General features: G+C 44.8%; 12 protein-coding genes. All 12 read left to right on the top strand.

What is annotated here, in order from left to right; translation table 11 throughout:
* Nucleotides 1–319 precede the first annotated feature (319 nt).
* Nucleotides 320–2,917 carry a tetratricopeptide repeat protein gene (locus R8806_RS04315; RefSeq protein ID WP_317715776.1) on the top strand — a complete coding sequence of 866 codons (2,598 nt, stop codon included), beginning with the start codon at nt 320–322 and terminating at the stop codon, nt 2,915–2,917.
* 204 nt (nt 2,918–3,121) lie between these two features.
* Complete coding sequence (locus tag R8806_RS04310) at nt 3,122–5,065, top strand: tetratricopeptide repeat protein (RefSeq protein ID WP_151411558.1); 1,944 nt, start codon at nt 3,122–3,124, stop codon at nt 5,063–5,065.
* Between the two features lie 24 nt (nt 5,066–5,089).
* Nucleotides 5,090–5,785 (top strand): zinc ribbon domain-containing protein, encoded by a 696-nt coding sequence (locus R8806_RS04305; protein WP_124317779.1) that lies wholly within the window; start codon nt 5,090–5,092, stop codon nt 5,783–5,785.
* Between the two features lie 23 nt (nt 5,786–5,808).
* Nucleotides 5,809–8,826 (top strand): virulence factor SrfB, encoded by a 3,018-nt coding sequence (locus tag R8806_RS04300; RefSeq protein ID WP_124317780.1) that lies wholly within the window; start codon nt 5,809–5,811, stop codon nt 8,824–8,826.
* On the top strand, nt 8,823–9,707 hold the full coding sequence (locus R8806_RS04295) for a hypothetical protein (RefSeq protein ID WP_151411557.1): 885 nt from the start codon (nt 8,823–8,825) through the stop codon (nt 9,705–9,707). Before R8806_RS04300 ends, R8806_RS04295 begins: the two co-directional genes overlap by 4 nt.
* Nucleotides 9,708–9,728: 21 nt before the next feature.
* Nucleotides 9,729–12,527 (top strand): virulence factor SrfC family protein, encoded by a 2,799-nt coding sequence (locus R8806_RS04290; RefSeq protein ID WP_124316992.1) that lies wholly within the window; start codon nt 9,729–9,731, stop codon nt 12,525–12,527.
* Between the two features lie 4 nt (nt 12,528–12,531).
* Nucleotides 12,532–14,817 (top strand): S8 family peptidase, encoded by a 2,286-nt coding sequence (locus R8806_RS04285; protein ID WP_124316991.1) that lies wholly within the window; start codon nt 12,532–12,534, stop codon nt 14,815–14,817.
* Nucleotides 14,817–16,472, top strand: coding sequence for a hypothetical protein (locus R8806_RS04280; RefSeq protein WP_124316990.1), 1,656 nt, complete (start codon nt 14,817–14,819; stop codon nt 16,470–16,472). Before R8806_RS04285 ends, R8806_RS04280 begins: the two co-directional genes overlap by 1 nt.
* A gap of 25 nt (nt 16,473–16,497) precedes the next feature.
* Nucleotides 16,498–17,037: a zinc ribbon domain-containing protein gene (locus tag R8806_RS04275; protein ID WP_164719670.1), complete on the top strand. Its 540-nt coding sequence runs from the start codon at nt 16,498–16,500 to the stop codon at nt 17,035–17,037.
* 7 nt (nt 17,038–17,044) lie between these two features.
* Nucleotides 17,045–17,635 (top strand): hypothetical protein, encoded by a 591-nt coding sequence (locus tag R8806_RS04270; RefSeq protein ID WP_124316988.1) that lies wholly within the window; start codon nt 17,045–17,047, stop codon nt 17,633–17,635.
* A 4-nt stretch (nt 17,636–17,639) separates the two neighbouring features.
* Nucleotides 17,640–18,524 carry a hypothetical protein gene (locus R8806_RS04265; RefSeq protein ID WP_124316987.1) on the top strand — a complete coding sequence of 295 codons (885 nt, stop codon included), beginning with the start codon at nt 17,640–17,642 and terminating at the stop codon, nt 18,522–18,524.
* 165 nt (nt 18,525–18,689) lie between these two features.
* A complete protein-coding gene (gene gyrB / locus R8806_RS04260; protein ID WP_124316993.1) occupies nt 18,690–20,648 on the top strand; it encodes a DNA topoisomerase (ATP-hydrolyzing) subunit B in 1,959 nt (652 codons plus the stop codon).
* Nucleotides 20,649–20,710 lie beyond the last annotated feature (62 nt).

The raw sequence follows: 20,710 nt of genomic DNA, 5'->3' as shown, positions 1-20,710 counted from the left end.
TAATACTTTCGATATTATAGCTGATTTTTAATATATTTGTTGAATAATTTAGAGTTGTGTTGATGACATTGCTATATGAAGTCGTTATTCAGAATCGTATATTTTCGAAAGTTTCTTAACGTGGCATTGTTGCCTAGGATTTCTATGGTTCGCAAAAGGGAAAATGGAGGAATACTAACTGTTTCAATGGATGACAGAAGCGTGTTTTGTGGCAAGAATAGAAGGGATCTGTGTGAGTGGAATTAATTTATGATAAGAATAGTGAGATAATATTAAGAGCGAGAGCTTTTAGGTATAATATAGAATAAAAATAAATGATATGAGAAATCGGACGATAAGTATTGTCTGTATGCTGTTATGTTTGTTGGGAATAAGCCGGGTTTCGTTTGGTCAACAGGAAGATGATTTGTTGCGGCGGGAGTATCAGGTGGCGATGGAGGAACACGTGCAAAATATGATTGCAGCATTATCCATGTACAGTTCGGATATTTATTACGAGAATGAGAACGTGTTGAGGACAAGGCGGGTGAAGTTGATCCGGGTGTTCTTCCGGTCGGAGCAAGCCAAAATGTACGATTTCTTGAAGATCGGGGTGGAAACTCAGGATAATTATCTGGATGTAATGGAGTTTCTAAGGACAATTCCGGTAGTCTTGCCCCGGGTGACGTTTAACATGAGCGTGGAGGAAATTTCCCCGTATGTGCGTTTGGCGAGTGGAGAGTTTAAATTGCCGGTAAAGGTTGCCATCACGTTTGTTGACTTGAACACGAATCAAGAGAGAACAATGCCGTCAAGGGTGTATAACGTGTACTGCTGGCAGTCAGAAAATGGTAACTTTGCCGTATCCTCGATGGATTTGTTGCGGGAACAGCAACAGACGGTGGTCAGGAACGAGGGCAATGCGAGCGAGTGGATAGCGCAAGGAGATAAATATTACAATGCCAAGAATTACACTTCGGCTTTGACCTATTATAAACAGGCCGCGGAGGCTGGGAATGCTAGGGCGGCGACGATGGTCGGGTGGATATACAAAAAAGGACTTGGGGTGACGGAGAATGCGGTAGAGGCGGTGAAATGGTATCGTATGGCAGCAAATGGCGGTAATGCTTCCGGGCAGGTGAATCTGGGTGATGCGTATTATACGGGAGAAGGGGTGACGAAGGATTATAACGAGGCATTCAAATGGTTCATGCAGGCAGCCCAGCAAGGGAATAGTACCGGGCAGAGTTGGCTTGCTATCATGTACCGGTATGGTTTCGGTGTGACGAAGGATGAAACCGAGGCCGTTAAATGGTATCGAAAAGCTGCGGATCAGGGAAGTGATTTTGGCCAGTATTATTTGGCAGAAATGTATGAAAACGGATACGGGGTTGAAAAAAATATGACGGAGGCTAGGAGATGGTATCAGAAAGCGGCTGATCAAGGGTATCAAAAAGCCAAAGATAAGTTGGTCAGTCTGGAGGTTGGTGTATCGGCTTCTGCCAGTGAAATTGGAGATTGGAAGAGCAAGGCTTACAAGTATTATAATGATAAACAGTATCGAGAGGCGATGACGTGGTTCCGAAAAGCTGCCGACGCTGGTGATGCGGGTGCGCAGTACTTTATGGGGGTGATGTATTTTTGTGGGTTGGATGTTGCGAAGGATCATAAGGAAGCCGTGAAATGGTATAAACAGTCGGCTCTCGGTGGTGATATGTACGGGCAATATTCTTTCGGTGAGATGCGTGAGAATGGTTGGGGAATAGAGAAAAATATGGCGGAGGCCAAAACGTGGTATCAGAAATCGGCTGATCAAGGATATGATCGGGCTATTGAGAAACTAAAGGAGTTATCGGGGACGACTACAAGTTCTACTTCCGGCAAGACGTACAAGGAATACGAGAAAATGGCGGATGAGTTCTACGATAAAAAGAATTACACGGAAGCATTGAAATATTATAAATTGTCAGCTCCGGGTAATGATGGGGGGGTACTCAATCGTTTGGGGTACATGGATTCGGCGGGTGTCGGTGTTGATGTGAATGCATCGGAAGCGGTGAAATGGTTCCGCAAATCGGCAGAGCAGGGATATATGATCGGGCAATATAATATGGGATTGATGTACGAGCTGGGAAGAGGTATTGGGAAGGATGTGAATGAGGCGATCCGTTGGTATCGTAAGGCTGCGGATCAAGGGTATCAAAATGCCAAGGATAAGCTGGCAACCCTGTCAGACACGGGAACAACTTTATCCAAGACGGAGATTAAATATTACGTGGATAAGGCGGATAAATATTACAAAGAGAAGAACTTTCAAGAAGCACTGAAGAATTACTTGATAGCCGCAAATGCCGGGGATGATTACGCTCAGAATTGGGTGGGATGGATGTATAAGAATGCAGAAGGGGTGGAGCGGAATTATATGGAATCATACAAGTGGAATATGAAATCGGCTGAGAGTGGAAATGCTTATGCAATGAATAGCTTGGGTATTTTGTTCGAGAACGGGCAAGGGGTGGAGGTAAATCTTCCGAAAGCGGTGGAATGGTACCGGAAAGCTGCAAATGCGGGGAATGTGCATGGACAGTATAATTTGGGACGTATGTATGAAAATGGACGAGGGGTAACGAAGAATATTATTTTGGCGAAACAGTGGTATGAAAAAGCGGCAGCACAGAATAATAGTGATGCGCAGAGTAGTTTGGGAACGATCTATTATAATGGAGAGGGCGTTACCAAGGATTACGCTAAAGCTATGGAGTGGTATCGGAAAGCGGCTGATCAAGGTAATATGTACGGGGAGTTTAACATTGGCTTGTTGTATGAATTCGGTTACGGGGTGACCAAGAATCTGGATGAAGCTGCCAAGTGGTATCGTCGGGCGGCGAATCGGGGGATGGAACGGGCGAAGACCAAATTACAGGAGTTGGGACGATAAGTATAGAATAAAAAAATTAGAATATATGGCTAGATTGAAGGGGGAATCTTCACATTCAGTTTTTTTGAGGAATTCCAGCATTATAGATAACGATTCGATCGAAGTGTTAACGAGAGGGAAATATATCTTGAAACTTTCGATATTCATAGCTGATTTTTAATATATTTGTTGAATAATTTAGAGTTGTGTTAATGACATTGCTATATGAAGTCGTTGTTTGGAATGGTGTATTTTCAAAAGTTTTTAAACGTGGTGCTGTTATCGAGGATTACCCCGGTTGCCCCAAAGGGGATGGTGGCCGCTTTTTCGACGTATAGCGGAAATGTCCTTCGTGATAATGAGGAGGGAAACCTACGTGTGAAGTTAATTCATGATAAGAATATAAATAGAAAGAGAATATTGAGAACGATAGTCTGTATTCTGTTGTGTTTGTTGGGGATAAGCCGGGTTTCAATTGCCCAACAGGAAGATAATTTGTTGCGGCGGGAGTATCAGATGGCGATGGAGGAGCACATGAAAAATATGATTGCTGCATTATCTATGTACAGTTCGGATATTTATTACGAGAAGGAGAACGTGTTGAGAACAAGGCGGGTAAAGTTGATTCGATTATTCTTCCGGTCGGAGCAAGCCAAAATGTACGATTTCTTGAAGATCGGGGTGGAAACTCAGGATAATTATCTGGATGTAATGGAGTTTCTAAGGACAATTCCGGTGGTCTTGCCCCGGGTGACGTTTAACATGAGTGTAGAGGAGATTTCTCCGTACGTGCGTTTGGCAAGCGGGGAGTTTAAACTGCCTGTGAAGGTTGCCATTACGTTTGTTGACCTGAACACTGATCAGGAGAAAACGATGCCATCGAGGATGTATAACGTATACTACTGGCAAGCGGAGGATGGTGATTTTGCCGTTTCTTCAATGGATTTACTGCGGGAAGAACAACAGACATTATCGGGGATAACTACTGGTTTTATTTCTGGTAAGACGTACAAGGAATACGAGAAGATGGCGAATGAATTTTACGATAAAAAGAATTACACGGAGGCTTTGAAATATTATAAATTGTCTGCCCTAGGTAATGACGGAAATATACTAAATCAATTGGGGTACATGTATTTGACTGGTGAGGGTGTTGAAGCGGATGATTCGGAGGCAGCGAAATGGTTCCGAAAAGCTGCTGAGGCTGGGAATGTTACAGGACAGTATAATCTGGGTTGGATGTATGAGACTGGACGAGGGGTAACGAAGAATATTATTTTGGCTAAACGATGGTATGAAAAAGCGGCAGCACAGAATGATGGCGATGCACAAAGTCGGCTGGGGGATATTTATTATAATGGAGATGGTATTACTAAAGATTATGCTAAGGCTAGAGAGTGGTATCTGAAAGCGGCAGGTCAGGGTAACATGTACGGGGAATTTGGTATAGGCTTGTTGTATGAATTTGGTTGCGGGTTGACTAAGAATATGGATAAAGCAGCAGAGTGGTATCTAAAAGCGGCGAATCGTGGATATGATAGGGCTATTGAGAAACTCAAGGTATTATCGGGGATAACTACTGGTTTTACTTCCGGTAAGACGTACAAGGAATACGAGAAGATGGCGGATGAATTTTACGATAAAAGGAATTACACGGAGGCTTTGAAATATTATAAATTGTCTGCCCTGGGTAATGACGGAAATATACTAAATCAATTGGGATACATGTATTTGACTGGTGAGGGTGTTGAAGCGGATGATTCGGAGGCAGCGAAATGGTTCCGAAAAGCTGCAGAGGCTGGGAATGTTACAGGACAGTATAATCTGGGTTGGATGTATGAGACTGGACTAGGGGTAACGAAGAATATCATTTTGGCTAAACGATGGTATGAAAAAGCGGCAGCACAGAATGATGGCGATGCACAAAGTCGGCTGGGGGATATTTATTATAATGGAGATGGTATTACCAAAGATTATACTAAGGCTAGAGAGTGGTATCTGAAAGCGGCAGGTCAGGGTAACATGTACGGGGAATTTGGTATAGGCTTGTTGTATGAATTTGGTTGCGGGTTGACTAAGAATATAGACAAGGCTGCAGAATGGTATCGTCGAGCGGCGAATCGGGGGATGGAACGGGCGAAGACCAAATTGAAGGAGTTGGGACGATAAGTATTGAATAAAAAATTAGAATATATGGCTAGATTGAAGTGGGAATACAAGGATAAGGTGATTCGATTTTCAGTAAGTCACGAGGGGCAGGAGAGTGAATTTTATATTGATCCCCGGTTGGTGACTTATTTGACCGAAGGAAAGAAAATCTATGACTTCCAAGTGTATGTTCAGAAGGGACAGACGGACCCTTACGTGTTTGTTGGGAAGTTCACCGATATGACGGTGGAAGAAGGTGTTCCTGAAGGATATGAATTTACCGAATCAGACCAGATAACAGATCATTGTTTTTGTATCTGTCGGGCGTTGAATTTACCGGATCCTTGGTTAAGTGGAGACGGGTGGCGTAGTGAACCTTGCTATTTTGTGGCAAGGAAATTGAACGTGGAGGTTCCTCCTGTTCCCCCGGTACCACCCGTGCCTCCGAAGAATGAGGATGTTCCCCCGGTGAAAGATGATAAGCCAGAGCCTCCCAAGGCACCCGTGAAGGAGCCGAAAAAAGAGCAGGATGAAAAGCCCGAACCGCCCAAGGAACCGGAGGTAAAACCAGAAGAAAAAGATATGGTGGTATGCAAACGTTGTCAGACGAAACAGCGTATCACGAATCAGTATTGTAAACATTGCGGGGAGTCATTCGTTCCCTTGGAGCGTTGTGGAAAATGTGGACGAGAAGTGCCGAAAAATGCTATTTATTGTCCATTTTGCGGTAAAAAGCGATAATAATGATATAAAATATAAAGTTCATGATAACACTTATTCCAAATTCCGGTGTACAGTTTATCACGAAGGAAGTGAATCTTTCTGATGATAAATTGAATAAGTTCAGACCTTTTGAGTATTACGAGGAGAAAGATGAAGAGGAGGAGGACGAAGATGTTTTTCTGTTCAAACTTCCCTACTATTTATCGAGAATTTCCAGTTATATAGAGAAGGCTCCAAGCGAGTCGGGAAATACGGTTATCAATGCCGAGGCTATCAACGTAGAGACGTGGGAGGTCATGGACGAGGAGAAGATTCTGGATCGGGTGATTCACCGTATTCCGGAAGAAGAGATTATTTCTATCCCGGCCCGGAAGGCATTGGAATGCTTTGAGAATAAGTGGTTACCTGTTCCGTATTTATTAAAGACGGCTGCCGGAGATAAATTTCATGACGGGCCGACAGCTTGGGCCCGGATGTGGTTCACGAAGATCGGAACGCTGGATCATGGAAAGACGGGGGCCACGCATCACGTGGTGTTTGCTTTTGACACGACGGAAGCGGAGAGGCAACATCGTTTCATGAGCTTGAAAGCACAGAATGCCCGTACAAACCAGTTTTTTGCAGTCCCTAGGGCTGAAAGTGATTTGTACCAGTATTGGTATGGAAATGAGTGGATTGACAATTGGTTACGGCAAATTGTCCCCTTGTCCGGTTCCGAGCAGGAAAAGGTGTTCACGCATGTGGGATATTATTTCCAACTGTTGAAAGTACTGTTGGGGTCAAATGTATTTGAAGAAATAGAGATTCCCGGGCAGAAGGGAACGCAGGATATAGATGTAGATTTAGTGTTGGATATTGGAAATTCCCGAACTTGTGGGGTGATCTTTGAAACAGACCACGAGACTCCTTTCCAGTTCACGAATGCGGTACCTGTGGCAATACGGGATTTGGGTCAACCGAATCGGTTGTATCGGGAACCCTTTGAAATGCGGGTCGCTTTTCATGAGCAAGTGTTCGGTAACCGGATAGCCCGTATGGAGGCCGGGGACCAGAATATATTTAATTGGCCCAGCTTGGTTCGGGTGGGCAAAGAAGCGTTGCGTTATTCCGTGATCTTCGGGCAGAAATCCAATTCCTACATGTCAAGTCCGAAACGTTACTTGTGGGATTCCCGGAAACGTCCGGTGAGCTGGATGGTCGTTCCGGCCAATAAAGAGGCGGATTCGGCATCGGCCTTATTTGGTGTGGCTCATCATTTGACGGCAGACGGCGTGTTGTTGGAACGTGCTAGAGAAGATTTGGAGAAAAAGGGAGAAGGGCTGTTGCCTATCGCGGCGATGGAGGCGAACTATTCGAAGAGTTCGTTGATGACTTTCGCCATGTTCGAGATTTTATTACAGACACTTTCTTATATAAATAGTCATGAGTTTCGAGGGAATTCCCGCTTGAAACCGATGTACAAAGATTTTGCCCGGAAATTAAAACGGGTTGTATTCACTTGTCCCACTGCCATGTTGGAGGAGGAGAAGAAAATATTGCGGGAACATGCCGAGGATGCCGTTCGTCTGTTAAAAGATTACTTCCCGTCTTCATTGGTTGACGAGGTAGAAATTATCCCGTCGGCAAAAGATATTGGCGTGGATAAGACCAAACGTAAAAATTGGGGATATGATGAGGCTACTTGTAATCAGTTGGCTTTCGTGTATGGCGAGATCATGCACCGTTTCCGGGGAGACGCGGGCCTCTTCTTCAAGTATTCACAGGTTTGGCAGGATTATCTGAAAGAGAAGAACGCAGTACGGATTGCCAGTATTGATATTGGTGGTGGTACTACGGACGTGATGGTTTGCGAGTATTCCAGAGATCCGGATGCGCATATTGTGGTGCTTTCTCCTGATCCGCTTTTCTGGGAAGGGTTTAACTTGGCAGGAGATGACATCGTGAAGAGTATCGTGGAAAGGGTGGTGCTGCCCCCGATCGCGGAATATGCCCGGGAACAGGGATGCACGTCCACTTTCGAATGTATGAATTTTCTGTTCGGTCCTCACTTGGGTACACAAAACGGGACAATGCAACAATTACAGTTGATGTTCTCCACGCAGGTGGCTTACCCGATAGCCTTGGGTATTCTGGATCATGTGCGGGAAAACAGAAATGCTTGTTTCTATACCTTCAATGATTTCTACACGGACAATAAGCATGCAAATCCGGTGAATCAAGTGATTCAATACGTGAATGACGAGTTTAGAAATCATGGGGCTACTTCATTTAACTTATTGAACGTGAAGTGGAATATTGATAACCGTTTTATAAATCAGGTGATCGGGCAGGTAATTGAAAAGTTATTAGGGGATGTGTGTAAGAAGTTGAAAGCATACGAATGTGATTACGTGTTGCTTTCCGGTTGCCCGACGACCTTACCGGTTGTGAAAGATTTGTTCTATAAGTATTTGCCTGTGCCGCCAGAACGGGTTATCCCAATGGGTAACTATCGAATTGGAGAATGGTACCCGTTCTCTAATAATGCCGGGCAGATTAAAGACCCGAAGACTTGCGTGGCCGTGGGGGCGGCAATCGCTTTAATGAGTGGGGAGTTGATGCGCTTGGATAATTTCCGGTTGGACATCGGCAAGTTAAAAGAGAAATTCGAGTCAACGGCTAAATATATCGGTATTTATGACAAGATAAAGTCTCACTTGGCATCTATTTGCTTTGATGAGAACGAGAATAATAAACAATTACGTTTTGATGGTCCCATGTTGCTCGGGTTTAAGCAATTCGAGGCAACGGAGTGGGTTGCCTCTCCCATGTATTTACTGGATTTTGCATCGTCGGAAAAAGCCCAGATGATCAAGGATAAGTTACCTTTATCCGTGAATATCGAGCGTTCGGAACGGAATCGGGAAGCGTTAAAGATCCGGGGGACTATTTACGATCGGGACGGGCATGCCGTGTCACCGGAGTACCTGATTTTGCGGTTACAGACCTTGGCAGATGAGCAGGGGTATTGGTTGGATTCAGGGATCTTCTCGATTAATGATAACGTGGACGACTTATGAATGTGACAAGAGAAAAATCCGCTTTGTTGTCCTTGGAAACGAGAGGGGACGATGCCGAGCGTCTGGCAGTTTGGTTAACGACGTTTCTGGGGGAGGACGTGTTCCGACGTCTGGAAGAGAATGAAAACTTGCACGTGTCCATGTTGGAGGAAAAGAAAGATGTGACGGGGTGGTTAACAGCAGGTTTAAAAACAATTCTGAAGTCGGAGGACTTGGAGTTGCTGGTTCAACGTGTGGAACGGGAAATACAAGAATTGCAGAAAAGATTGATCGTTGCCGAGGAAATTCAGGTTTCTAATCAGGATATAACGGCTGATTGTGAACGACAGAAAAGGGAGATAGAGGCTTTGGAGGTGAAGTTGGAGCCTTTGCAAAGAGAGGTGAACAGCTTGAAAAAGAAAGTGGCTGCATCCGTGGGAATTGATGTCGTGGTGGATGCCGTTTTCTCCGGAGAAGCCGTGGAGATTCAGACCATAAATCAGCTGTTGAAAGAGGATATAAAGAATCCTTCCGAGGCTTTGTCTGCCTTTTGCGTGGCGCTGGCAAAGACTTGGGGAATTTTAGCGCGAGCTTTGCAGAAAGAGGGTGAGGAGGAAGAGAAAATGGAAATTTTGCATGCCGCCTTGACACGTGTGTTGGAGGCCTTAACGGGACTTTATATTCCCCAGCGACGGGCCGTGTTGGAGCAGCTGGCTAAATTGTGTAATTCGAGGGTTTCGGATTACCTGTTTATTTCACCGGAAGAGAGTAAAGAAATTGATTTAAGGATTCACAACGCCGCATCTATCGGGGGAAACCAGATACTGGAAGGGCGAACGTTTGCCGTGGTAAACCGTTCTTCCTACCAGACAGTGAAATACGCGGAAATCGAGGTTTGTTAACAATATAGAAAGATATAGGATATGAAAGATATAGTTGCTAAATGCCAGATCGTTGGACGAGGAATAAGTTCTGCCCTCCGGTGGATGGAAGAGTTTGCATCCGAAGAAAAGCAGCGAGCCTCCCTTGCTAAACTGAAAAAGTTAAACCGGGAGATTAAGAAGTTGGAACGGGCAACACATTTAAAGCCGGCCGTGGCTTTGTTCGGTCCCAGTCAGGCGGGTAAGTCTTTTATGGTGGGGCTGTTGGCAAAGAGTTCCAGCGATGAAGTGATGTACGTGGCGGACGATGCGACCGGGAAAATGTATGATTTTACAGATCAGATCAATCCTCCCGGCGGAAAAGAATCTACCGGACTAGTTACTCGATTCACCGTGGAGCGACACGTGGGACAACCGGCGGATAAGCCGATTATGGTGAAATTGTTCAGTCAGGTGGATTTGGTGAAGATTATTGCCGTGGGATTTCATAAAAATATTATAGAACCCGCAACTTGCCCGAGAGAGCAATTGCTGGGAGAGGTGGAAAAGGTGTTGGCTGATTTGAGGGGAGAGATGCGGGAGACGCCTTATCCGGAGATCGACGAAGACCAGATCATGGGTATCAAGGAGTATTTATCCATGAAGTTAGGCGATAAATATATCATTCGCACGTTGGACGAGATGTCTTTCTGGGAAAGGGCGGCTGAGATATTGCCATACGTGTCTTGGGATAAACGGTATGAATTGTTGCAGTTCGTGTGGGGTAAGCATGACTTCTTCAATGATTTGTTTATTTTGTTGAGCCGGGGATTGAGTACGTTGAATTTTGCCAATATGGCTTATGTCGGTTTTGACGCTTTGGTTCCGAGAGAAGTTTCTATCATCGACGTGAGTCGTTACTCCGAGATCAAGGAGAGTGAAGAGGAATGGTGCCGGAAGAATGCCCGGACGGGAGTGCGAACCAAATCACTGGAAGTTTCTGCCGGTGGTAAGTTGGCGAATATAGATCGGACGATATTGAGCGCGCTTATTTCCGAATTGGTGTTGACATTACCCACGAACGTGTTGGAAGATCATAGTCGTGATTTTCTGAAGAATGCAGATATATTGGATTTCCCGGGAGAACGCTCGGCTGATATGTTCAAAGAGAGAGATTTCGTCGTGAAGGGATTTGAGGATCAGTTGAAAGTGTTTTTGCGGGGGCGGGTGTCTTACCTGTTTGATTATTATAGTTTAAACTTTGGTATCAGTTCCTTGTGCTTGGTTCTGGGAGATGGTAATCACGAGGTGGCACAGTTGCCGCATTTGATTCTGGAGTGGATTCATGGAATACATGGGGAAAGTCCGGAGGCTCGTGCCCGTAAAGAGAGCGATACGAAGATGTTGACCGGACAGGATTACGCTAATCCGTTGTTTGTTATCCTTTCTAAGTTCAACACGGCATTTGATAAGGGAAATGCCATGAAAAAAGAGGGGTATTACAGTATATGGAATGGCCGTTTTGATGATAATTTCAGTCAGGCCTACACGAAGCAGATGACAGACGTATGGACCAAAAAATGGACGGATAAGGATTCATTCAAGAATGTTTTCATTTTGAGAAATCCAATGTTCTCTAAAGCTTATTTTAAGAACCGGGGAGGGGAAACCCACGTGTGGGAAGAGGGATTAAAGGATGAGTTCGAAGTTATGATGAGTTATATGAGGGAGTCCTTCGTGACCGACGAGAATGTACGTTCTTTGGTGGATAAGCCGGAGGCTTGTTGGGATGATATGATTCAGCCGAATCATAGTGGCATTGATTATATGATGCCCTACCTGACCCCGGTAACAGATCCCCGTATCAAGAAAAAACAAATAGAGGATGCCGTGGAACAGGTGCGTAAGATCGTGCTGAATGAATTGGAACAGTATTACGTGGGGGGAAATATTGAAGTGGAGTTGAGTAAGGCGAAAAAGAATGCTTTACAGACTAACCTACTGATTGGCAAGATGATCTCCGAGCAGCGAACAGGGAAATTTATTACCGCTTTGTCTTGTCCGGATTATGTGGCGAGAAGAGTGTACCAAGAGTTCGTGAACGGGCAGTTCGCGGTACAGAAAGAGGTGAATCAAGTAAACGTGTCGGATAACCAAGTATTGGTAGATTTACTGGATAGTTACGGTATTCAAGTTGTCCCCGGGAAAACTCGTTACGAGGAAATTATTTCACAGTTAAAGACGGTTACGGATATTGATGATGAAAAAATGTTGCTGGAGGTGATCGGAGAGGCAGGCATTGATGAGGCTGATTTACATGCTTTGGCTTTCTACGATCGGACAAAAGAGAATGATCCGGTGTACCAGTTTGTAAATCGTCTGGTAGGGGAGTGGTTGAGGCATATAGACAGTATGGACAGTTCTCGTTTGAAGGAGGAGTTTTGTATTGTGAACCCGGTGGCCTTTGTACAGGTTGTGGGGGTGCTGAAAGATAATTATGAACGGGTAGGGTTGAAAGAGCGTTTAGTGGATGCTCTTCGGAGCCAAGTGGAGAGTTATGATGTATCTCGGAATCAGAATTTCGAGTTGGTAACTCGTATCGCCTCTTCCGTTATAAATCAATTCGTGTTCTCTTTGGGATGGATATGGGTTCCTGTATCAGAACGTCCGGTTCAGAAATCATCCGGTACACCGATATTTACTCCGGGGGAGGAAGGAATGGATATTGCCCAGAGCTGGCGAACCGGTTTGGTGGAATCGTTCGTGGCCAATGTTTACTTCAAGAGTAAAGTAGATAATAAATCGAATTTGAAGTCGATGTCTAAACTAGGTGAGATTATTCATTCGATACAGGAAGATTAAGGGTATGAAAAGTCGTGAGTTGTTTAAGATAAAATTAGAGAATTATCGTCCTCTACTGTGGTATGGTGATACGGTTTTCGGCCGATATGCGTCAATTAAGAATTTGCTAGGTTCTCAATTCGGGCGAGAGTTTGCAAACGTGCTGGCAGAACCTTCCGTGATGGATGGTGAAAATGGAGTTCGATACGGGGTTTGGTATGCCGAGAACGTGGAGGAATACCGATCTTTTGATAAACTCGGGCCGGAGGAACAAGAGCAGGCTGCCAATCAACTCTCTGGGATTTTGGAAAAAGTGACAGCATTCGCAGATCAGTTATTGCAAAGCGGGGAGACTTCCCACAAGCAGATGGGCGAGATTCTGCATCTGGCCTTCCGAGTCCCGGGATATGAATCTATTTATTGGGGTAACGGGCAAGTGATCTTGGTTTTATGGGGATTTGTTTCTGATGAGTTAAGCAAGAAAAGTTTTAGCTTGCGGGATGCATTGAGTCGATTCCGTCCCCAAGTGACACCCCCGGAACCTCCGACGAAGGTGACGCCTCCGCCTGTGCCGGAAATCGGAACTACTGGTATCACGGGAGACGTGAAAGAACCTGTTGTTACTCCACCGCCTATTCCCGAAAAGAATAAGGAGATAAACAAAAACGTGGAGGAACATGAAAAGGATATAAAGATAACGGATGAAACAACCACGGTTACGAAGGATGTAAAGGTAAAGAAAGCGTCTCGCTGGAGATTTTGGTGGGGAAAATGGTGGAAACGTTTATTGTGGATTTTACTAGCCTTATTACTCCTGTTATTATTGTTTTTCCTGTTGAATAACTCTCGTTGCGGAGGTTCAACAGGCCGGGATGAGACCACTCATATTTCAACGAATCCGGTACCGGGACGTGACCAAGATCGTTCGGGCGACCGAGATCGGCAGAATCCGGTGCCGCCTGTCCGAAGGGAACAGATTCCGGAGACGCCCCTTCCTATTAATAGAGACGATGTACGTCCCATGCCGGGAGATACATTGCAGCGTCCTATCGTGGGTAATCGCTTGAATGTTATTATTAACCGGGACAATACGATAGAAGAGTTTCTGGAAGATTTCAATGCAAGGTATGCGGATCAAGCTCAAGTCGTGTATTGCGACACGCTGGCGAACTTGCTGCAAGTACAATTCGCCACGGATGACATTGTTGTCTGGAAAGAAAGACTGCAAAAGTTGACGGGAGTCCGGATGGTTTTCACGGAAGGCGTCTTTGGTGCGGAAGTAATACCGGATGAGCCGGGTTTTAAGGATGCGGATGAGTCTTATTATTTTAAACTCATCCGGGCTTTTCAAGGATGGGATGTGACGATGGGAAGGGAGGATGTTGTTGTCGCGGTCATTGACAACGCTTTCGATTTGGAACACGAAGAGTTGAAAGGTCAATGTGTCAATCCTTGGAATATTATGACTAATTCGCCGGATGTGAACACGTATGGGGGAACACAGCGTCATGGGACCCACGTGGCCTCGTTGGTTGTTGGAGCCATAAATGGAGTGGGGGTTTCCGGAATAGCCCCGGGATGTAAAGTAATGCCGATACAGGTGGGAGTTGAGGACGGGAGTATGCCGACGTCAGCCATCATCAAAGGTTTCTTGTACGCCTTAAAACAAGGGGTACAGGTTATAAGTATTTCCATCGGAAGTAATCCTCGGGAAGGAACGGACCAGCTGCCGTGGGATGTGCAGGAACAGATCGGGCAAACTACTTTCGTTGAAGAGGGAATGTTCTGGAATGAATTATATGTCTATGCAGAGGAATGTGGCGTGTTGGTGGTGGAATGTGCAGGAAATGAAAACATATTGACCGTCGTTGACCCGATGAAACGTTCCGATAAAGTTTTATATGTAGGAGCTGTCGGAGTAAATGCCGAGCCAGCTTGGTTCTCGAATTTTGGGAAATATGTATCCATTTGCGCCCCCGGTATGAGTATCTATAATGCCATCCCGGATAATAAGTATGATTTTTTACAAGGAACGAGTATGTCAACTCCCATTGTTGCCGGAGCGGCAGCTTTGCTGTTTTCACTTGGGGATGATGTCAAGTTTACGGACGTTAAGGAGGCTTTAGTGAAGACAGCCATACCTTTGCCGGGGAACGGGGTACGTAAGCAAATCGGAAACTTGTTGCAAGTAGATAAAGCGATGGCCTATCTTCAGAAGAATAATCCCTTGCTCGCGGATCCATGTACTCGTAAAATAGACAGTTTAGAACGGGAGATCGAGCGTTTGAAAAAACAATTAAATCAACACTGATGCTACTACTGAGGACAACCGGATTGGAGCATGTTGTTCCTATTGTCAGGGACAATCTGGAATTGATAGCTTTGTACCGTCAAATAAAGAGTAATCTAGGAAGGAATGAGGAATATCGTATTTTTGCGGAACCCAGTATTGACCGTTTTAAGAAACAAATTAGCTGGTACACGGAATACGAGGAAGAGTTTTCTCCTTTGCGGGTTGTTTTTGCGTCCTGTTCTCCACAAGTTCAGGACGAAATAAAATCCGCTCTAAAAGAGAAGATTGATGCCGTGCTGGCCCATTTTAATCCGGATCATGGGGTGAAGAATCCCGATTACGTGGCATTTTATCAATTATTGTTGCAATGTATCGAGATCCCCTCGCTGGAAGATTGCGTGTACATGAGTCGCTTGTCGGATGGTACGTTACATTTCGTGCTAACGGAATGGGGGTTCTTGAGCAACACGTCAAATGCAGAAATGGGGATTATCCAGAAGATAAGGCCCTTGAGGAATGTCATGATCGATTGCATTTATACGGATGGAACTCCGGCAAGCCAAGTTTTACTGCATTTCAAGCAAGGAGAACGTACTTGGAAAGCGATGACTGACGGGAATGGAAAATGTAATTTTTCTTTGCCTGTCGGGACTTCTTTCGAGGCTTATGACGTGCGGGAAGAAGCGAAACAACGTTTCTTGAAGGGGTTTAACGTGTTGGATCATGCGAAATACCAGTTGGTTTTGGAGGCAGAGGATAAGCCAATGCCTCCTCCGGTTCCCCCGGTTCCGCCCAAACAAGGAACCCCGCCTCCGGTACCCCCGTTGGGTGTGAAACAACCAGCAGAGGCTCCGTTTCCGCATAACCGGAAGACGGTGCATGTAATTAATCATTTGAACGAGGTGCTGACAGGAGTTCCCGTGCATGTTTGGGGGGAAGGAATTAATCTCCGGACAACAACGGATGAGAATGGTAATTTCTATCTGCATGATGTCTGGGGAACTAAAAAAGTGAAAATGAAGATCGGTGATGCTCCCGGGAAATTAAAGATCGTGCCGGATGCAGACTATTATCAAATGACGGTTTATCCCAAGAAAAAAAGACCTTGGTGGCTTTGGTTGTTGGGTATATTGTTATTACTTCTATTATTATGGCTGTTGCGGGATTGCAGTTGTTCGTGTCAGCGACCGACAGGTGTCCCTGTTTTACCGGATTCTACTGTTACGCACCGGGAGACTGTTCCGGTTCCACCGGATTCATTGGCGGAACCTCCCCGAGATACCGTGTTGCGGGGTGAAAGAGGTTCTTTGAGAATAAATTTGCAGTGGGGTAGCACGGATGATTTGGATTTGCTCGTGATTAATCCCTGTTCGGATACGATCTATTACAAGCGTAAACGACAGGTTTGTGGCGGTTGTACAGGAACTTTGGATGTAGATGCAAATGCAAAACCGGAAATGGCTATAGCGAATCCTCAGGAAAATATATTCTTTGACGAGTTGCCCCGGGGAGAAATTCAAGTGGGGGTGCAGATGTATAATAAACGGGTATCGAACACTTGTCCGTTTAGAATAACAATTCAAGCTCATAATTTTGAGCAAGTGATAGATACTGTACTTGTTTTTGATAGATTAAGGGAAAATATGATTATTTTTACCAAGAAATTTGATTGATGTATATAGATAAATGTGTAGTGTTATGAAATGTTCTCGATGTGGTCATGATAATGATTCTGATGCGTTATATTGCGTGGAATGTGGTTTGGTGTTGAATGGAGCCCACTCGTGCAAGGCTTGTCATAATTGGTTGAATCCGGGATATAAATATTGCATCTATTGTGGGAAGAAACAAGGGGCTAACGTGGCAAAAATAGCCGGAATATCTACCTTAGTCGTTGTTCTGTTGGCGGTGGCTTTTGCTGTGTGGTATTTCTATCCTGTTAATACCCCGGAAACTCCCGTTGCCAATAATGACCAGATCATAGAGCTTATCCAGAAAAACTTAGGCGAGGTGTCTGCCGGACATGTAGATTTATCGCAACCACCCGCCCAGTTGAACACGGTTTTAAGTGACTTTGCCGCACCTGATTCCGTCTGCGTGGAGGACCGGTTTATCGGTCAGCGTTCTACTCCCAAGGAGTTTTTGAATCATTTATGGTTAACGGGGGAAGTATATCAGGTCATTTCCGTGACCAAGAATGATGCGAAGAAAATAACCGAATTAGTGGTAACAAAATGATATGACTATGATAAAGAGAGTTTTACTATTCACGTGCGTCTGTACGCTGGCCGTTTTGAGTACTTCTGCCCAGACTTTCAGGAATAAGTTATTCCCATCGAACGAGATTAGTGGTGAGGAATTTAAAAAGCAGGCCATAAACAAGATACAGTCATTACAGAATTATCTGGAAGTCTTGGTGAAGAACGATCAGAATACTTCTAAAACAGCCAAGAACGCGGCAGTCGAAAATGCCGTACGTCTATTTTCAGATGAAAACCGTATCGTAGAGGTAAATTCAACATCCCGGCCCAAGCCCCGGAAACTAAAAGTTCGTCAGTATTTGGTGAAACTTGCTTTCTTGTCCGAGAAAGTGTACGATAAAGTGACGATCCGTTTTTATGATGTTTTTTTCATTTCTAATTTCAAGAAACGTCCGGATGGGAAGTACGAGGCTGTGGTTTCCATGAGCCAAAAGTTTATGGGAGAAGGTGATCGTCCCTATTCCGATGTCGTGCAAAAGAACATACAGATCATACTTGTTCCAATTCAAAAGCCGGAAGGCACGTATTACGAAGTAAAACTGGGGGATATTTCGATCACGGACAATAATATATAATACCTTGAAAATACTGAATTTATATAAATATATCCTTCTCGTTATTTGCGGTTTACAGAGCGTTACTCTGGCAGCTCAAGGTCTTGACGATGACAGGGCGATAAATAACGTGTTGACGATGCGTGTTAAAATGTTGGACGAGTTTTTCCAGCGTTTTAACGGGAAATACACGGTACATGCGTTTCAGCAGGAGAATTTAGATTCCGTTTTGTTGGAAAAGATGGCTACGGTAATGAAGGATCGGGAAATGATGATTCAATTCCTAGTAAATCAACGAAACGAGAAATTGGTAGAAAGTCCGGTTGTAAAGGAATTCGTGAAACAGGTTGTGAAGGATTCCACCCTGTTATCTTTTTATGATCCGGATTGGTATGCCGTGCTTACCTGTAAAATCAAGATAAAGGGAAAGGAAGAACGCGTGAATTTGACATTAAAAGTTCAACAAGGGGAACAGGGCGATAGCCGATGGGTTATCGTGGGATGTAGCCCTTTTAACGAGAAGGCTTTCACGCCGAAAGTAGATTCTCTTTTCTTTATCGGCCCGGCTAATAATGAATTGAACTTCATGGAACTTTCAAGTAATATGGTAGCAGACACTTCGTTGGTGACCTATTGGGCAAAGGGGATTCAGCCGGATTACCTGACTCTTTTCTCTTGGTTGACGTACAGCGGGACGGCAGAACTACAAAAAATCGAATCTATAAAGTACTATTGTTTGCAGGTGAAAAATTATATGTTCACGATCGAATTTTTCAACCGGGCCGAGTACAATTCCGGCTGGCTGATCTCTTCCGTGCAGAAAATGAATAGCGAACAGAAAGTTGCCTTCCGAAAGGAGTCTCTTTTCGTGAAAGGAGAAGTTCTCCAGTGGAAATTGTTTCAAAGATAATCTTGTATAATCTCGCTTGATTTCGCTAAAGTTACATGAATTTTTCGTATATTTGTATGTTTTGTGTCGGAATGAAATTCCGGCTGTGAATGAACAGTTTAGCGAATATAAGAAATAAGAAAAAACAATTAAATATATCATATGAGTGAAGAATTAGAGCAGAACATGAGTGAAGAAATAGAGCAAACGAATAACGAGTATTCGGCTGATAGTATTCAAGTGTTGGAGGGGTTGGAGGCCGTTCGTATGCGTCCGTCCATGTATATTGGAGATGTTAATACGAAAGGATTGCATCATTTGGTGTACGAGGTGGTCGATAACTCGATTGACGAGGCGTTGGCTGGCTATTGTAAAAATATCGATGTAACGATTAACGAGGATAACTCGATCAGCGTGTCTGACGATGGACGTGGAATTCCGACGGGAATGAACCAGAAAGAGAATCGCTCGGCACTGGAAGTCGTGATGACGATTCTGCATGCCGGTGGTAAATTTGATAAAGGTTCTTACAAGGTTTCCGGGGGACTTCACGGGGTGGGTGTATCCTGTGTGAACGCACTTTCCACGAAATTGGTCGCAACCATTTATCGTGAAGGTAAAATCTGGCGCCAAGAGTACAGTAAAGGATTCCCGTTAGCAGATGTGCAAGTGATTGGCGAGACGGATCGGACGGGTACGACGATCTATTTCAAGCCGGATGATTCTATATTTTATGTAACAGAATATAAATATGATATTTTAGCTGCCCGTTTGCGGGAGTTGGCTTACCTGAACCGGGGGATCCGTTTGTCGTTAACTGATAAACGGACGATTGATCCGGACACGAACGAGTTTAAGTCAGAAGTTTTCTACTCGGAAAAAGGATTGAGTGAATTCGTGGAATACTTGGATGAAACCCGGGAGAAATTGATTGACGAAACCATTCATATCACGACCGAAAAGAATGGAATTCCGATCGAGGTGGCCATGCATTACAACACGGAGTTCAAGGAAAATGTTTACTCTTACGTGAATAATATCAACACGATAGAGGGGGGAACACACCTTGCCGGATTCCGTCGGGGAGTGATGCAAACCTTGAAGACGTATGCAGATAATTCCGGGATGTTAAGCAAGTTGAAGTTTGATATTAGCGGGGAGGATTTCCGTGAAGGTCTGACAGCTATTATTTCCGTGAAGGTGGCAGAACCTCAATTCGAGGGACAGACCAAGACCAAGTTAGGTAATACTGAGGTCGGGTCGGCCGTGGCTCAAGCAGTAAGTGTCGCATTAGCAAATTATCTGGAGGAACATCCGAAAGATGCCCGTGCTATCGTGGACAAGGTAATCCTTGCCGCACAAGCTCGTCACGCGGCCCGTAAAGCCCGTGAACTTGTGCAACGGAAGACGGTGCTTTCCGGTTCCGGTTTGCCCGGTAAATTGGCGGATTGTTCGGATAATAACCCGGAGAACTGCGAGATATTCCTTGTCGAGGGAGACTCGGCAGGGGGTACGGCTAAACAAGGGCGTGACCGTAAATTCCAGGCGATCCTTCCATTGAGAGGTAAAATCCTGAACGTGGAGAAAGCGTTGGCTCATCGCGTGTGGGAAAGTGAGGAGATCAAGATGATCTTCCAAGCTTTGGGTATCACGATTGGTACGGCGGAAGACAGTAAAGCGGTTAATTTGGAAAAAATACGTTACCACAAGATCGTGATTATGGCCGATGCCGACGTTGACGGGGCGCACATTGCCACGTTGATCATGACGTTATTTTTCCGTTACATGAGATCGGTAATTGAAAACGGTTACTTGTATATCGCAACCCCGCCTCTTTACTCCGTGAAGAAAGGAAAGGATCAACGCTATTGCTGGACGGAAGAACAGCGTTTGCAATTGATTCAGGAAATGGGAGCGGGTAAAGAGAGCAGTTTGCATATCCAGCGTTACAAAGGTCTTGGTGAAATGACTGCAGAACAGTTGTGGGACACGACGATGTCTCCCGATGGCAGAACGTTGCGTCAGGTGACGATCGAGAATGCTGCCGAGGCAGACCGTATTTTCTCCATGCTTATGGGGGACGATGTGCCGCCTCGTAGACAGTTTATCGAGCAGAACGCTACATACGCTAACATTGACGCTTAAGCGTCAATGTAGTTCCAAGTTGCAGGTTAATGGGTTACAGGTTTGTACTATTAATCTGCAAC

The sequence above is a fragment of the Butyricimonas faecihominis genome (assembly GCF_033096445.1).
Lineage (GTDB): Bacteria > Bacteroidota > Bacteroidia > Bacteroidales > Marinifilaceae > Butyricimonas > Butyricimonas faecihominis.
This window is presented reverse-complemented; position numbering and strand designations above follow the sequence as displayed.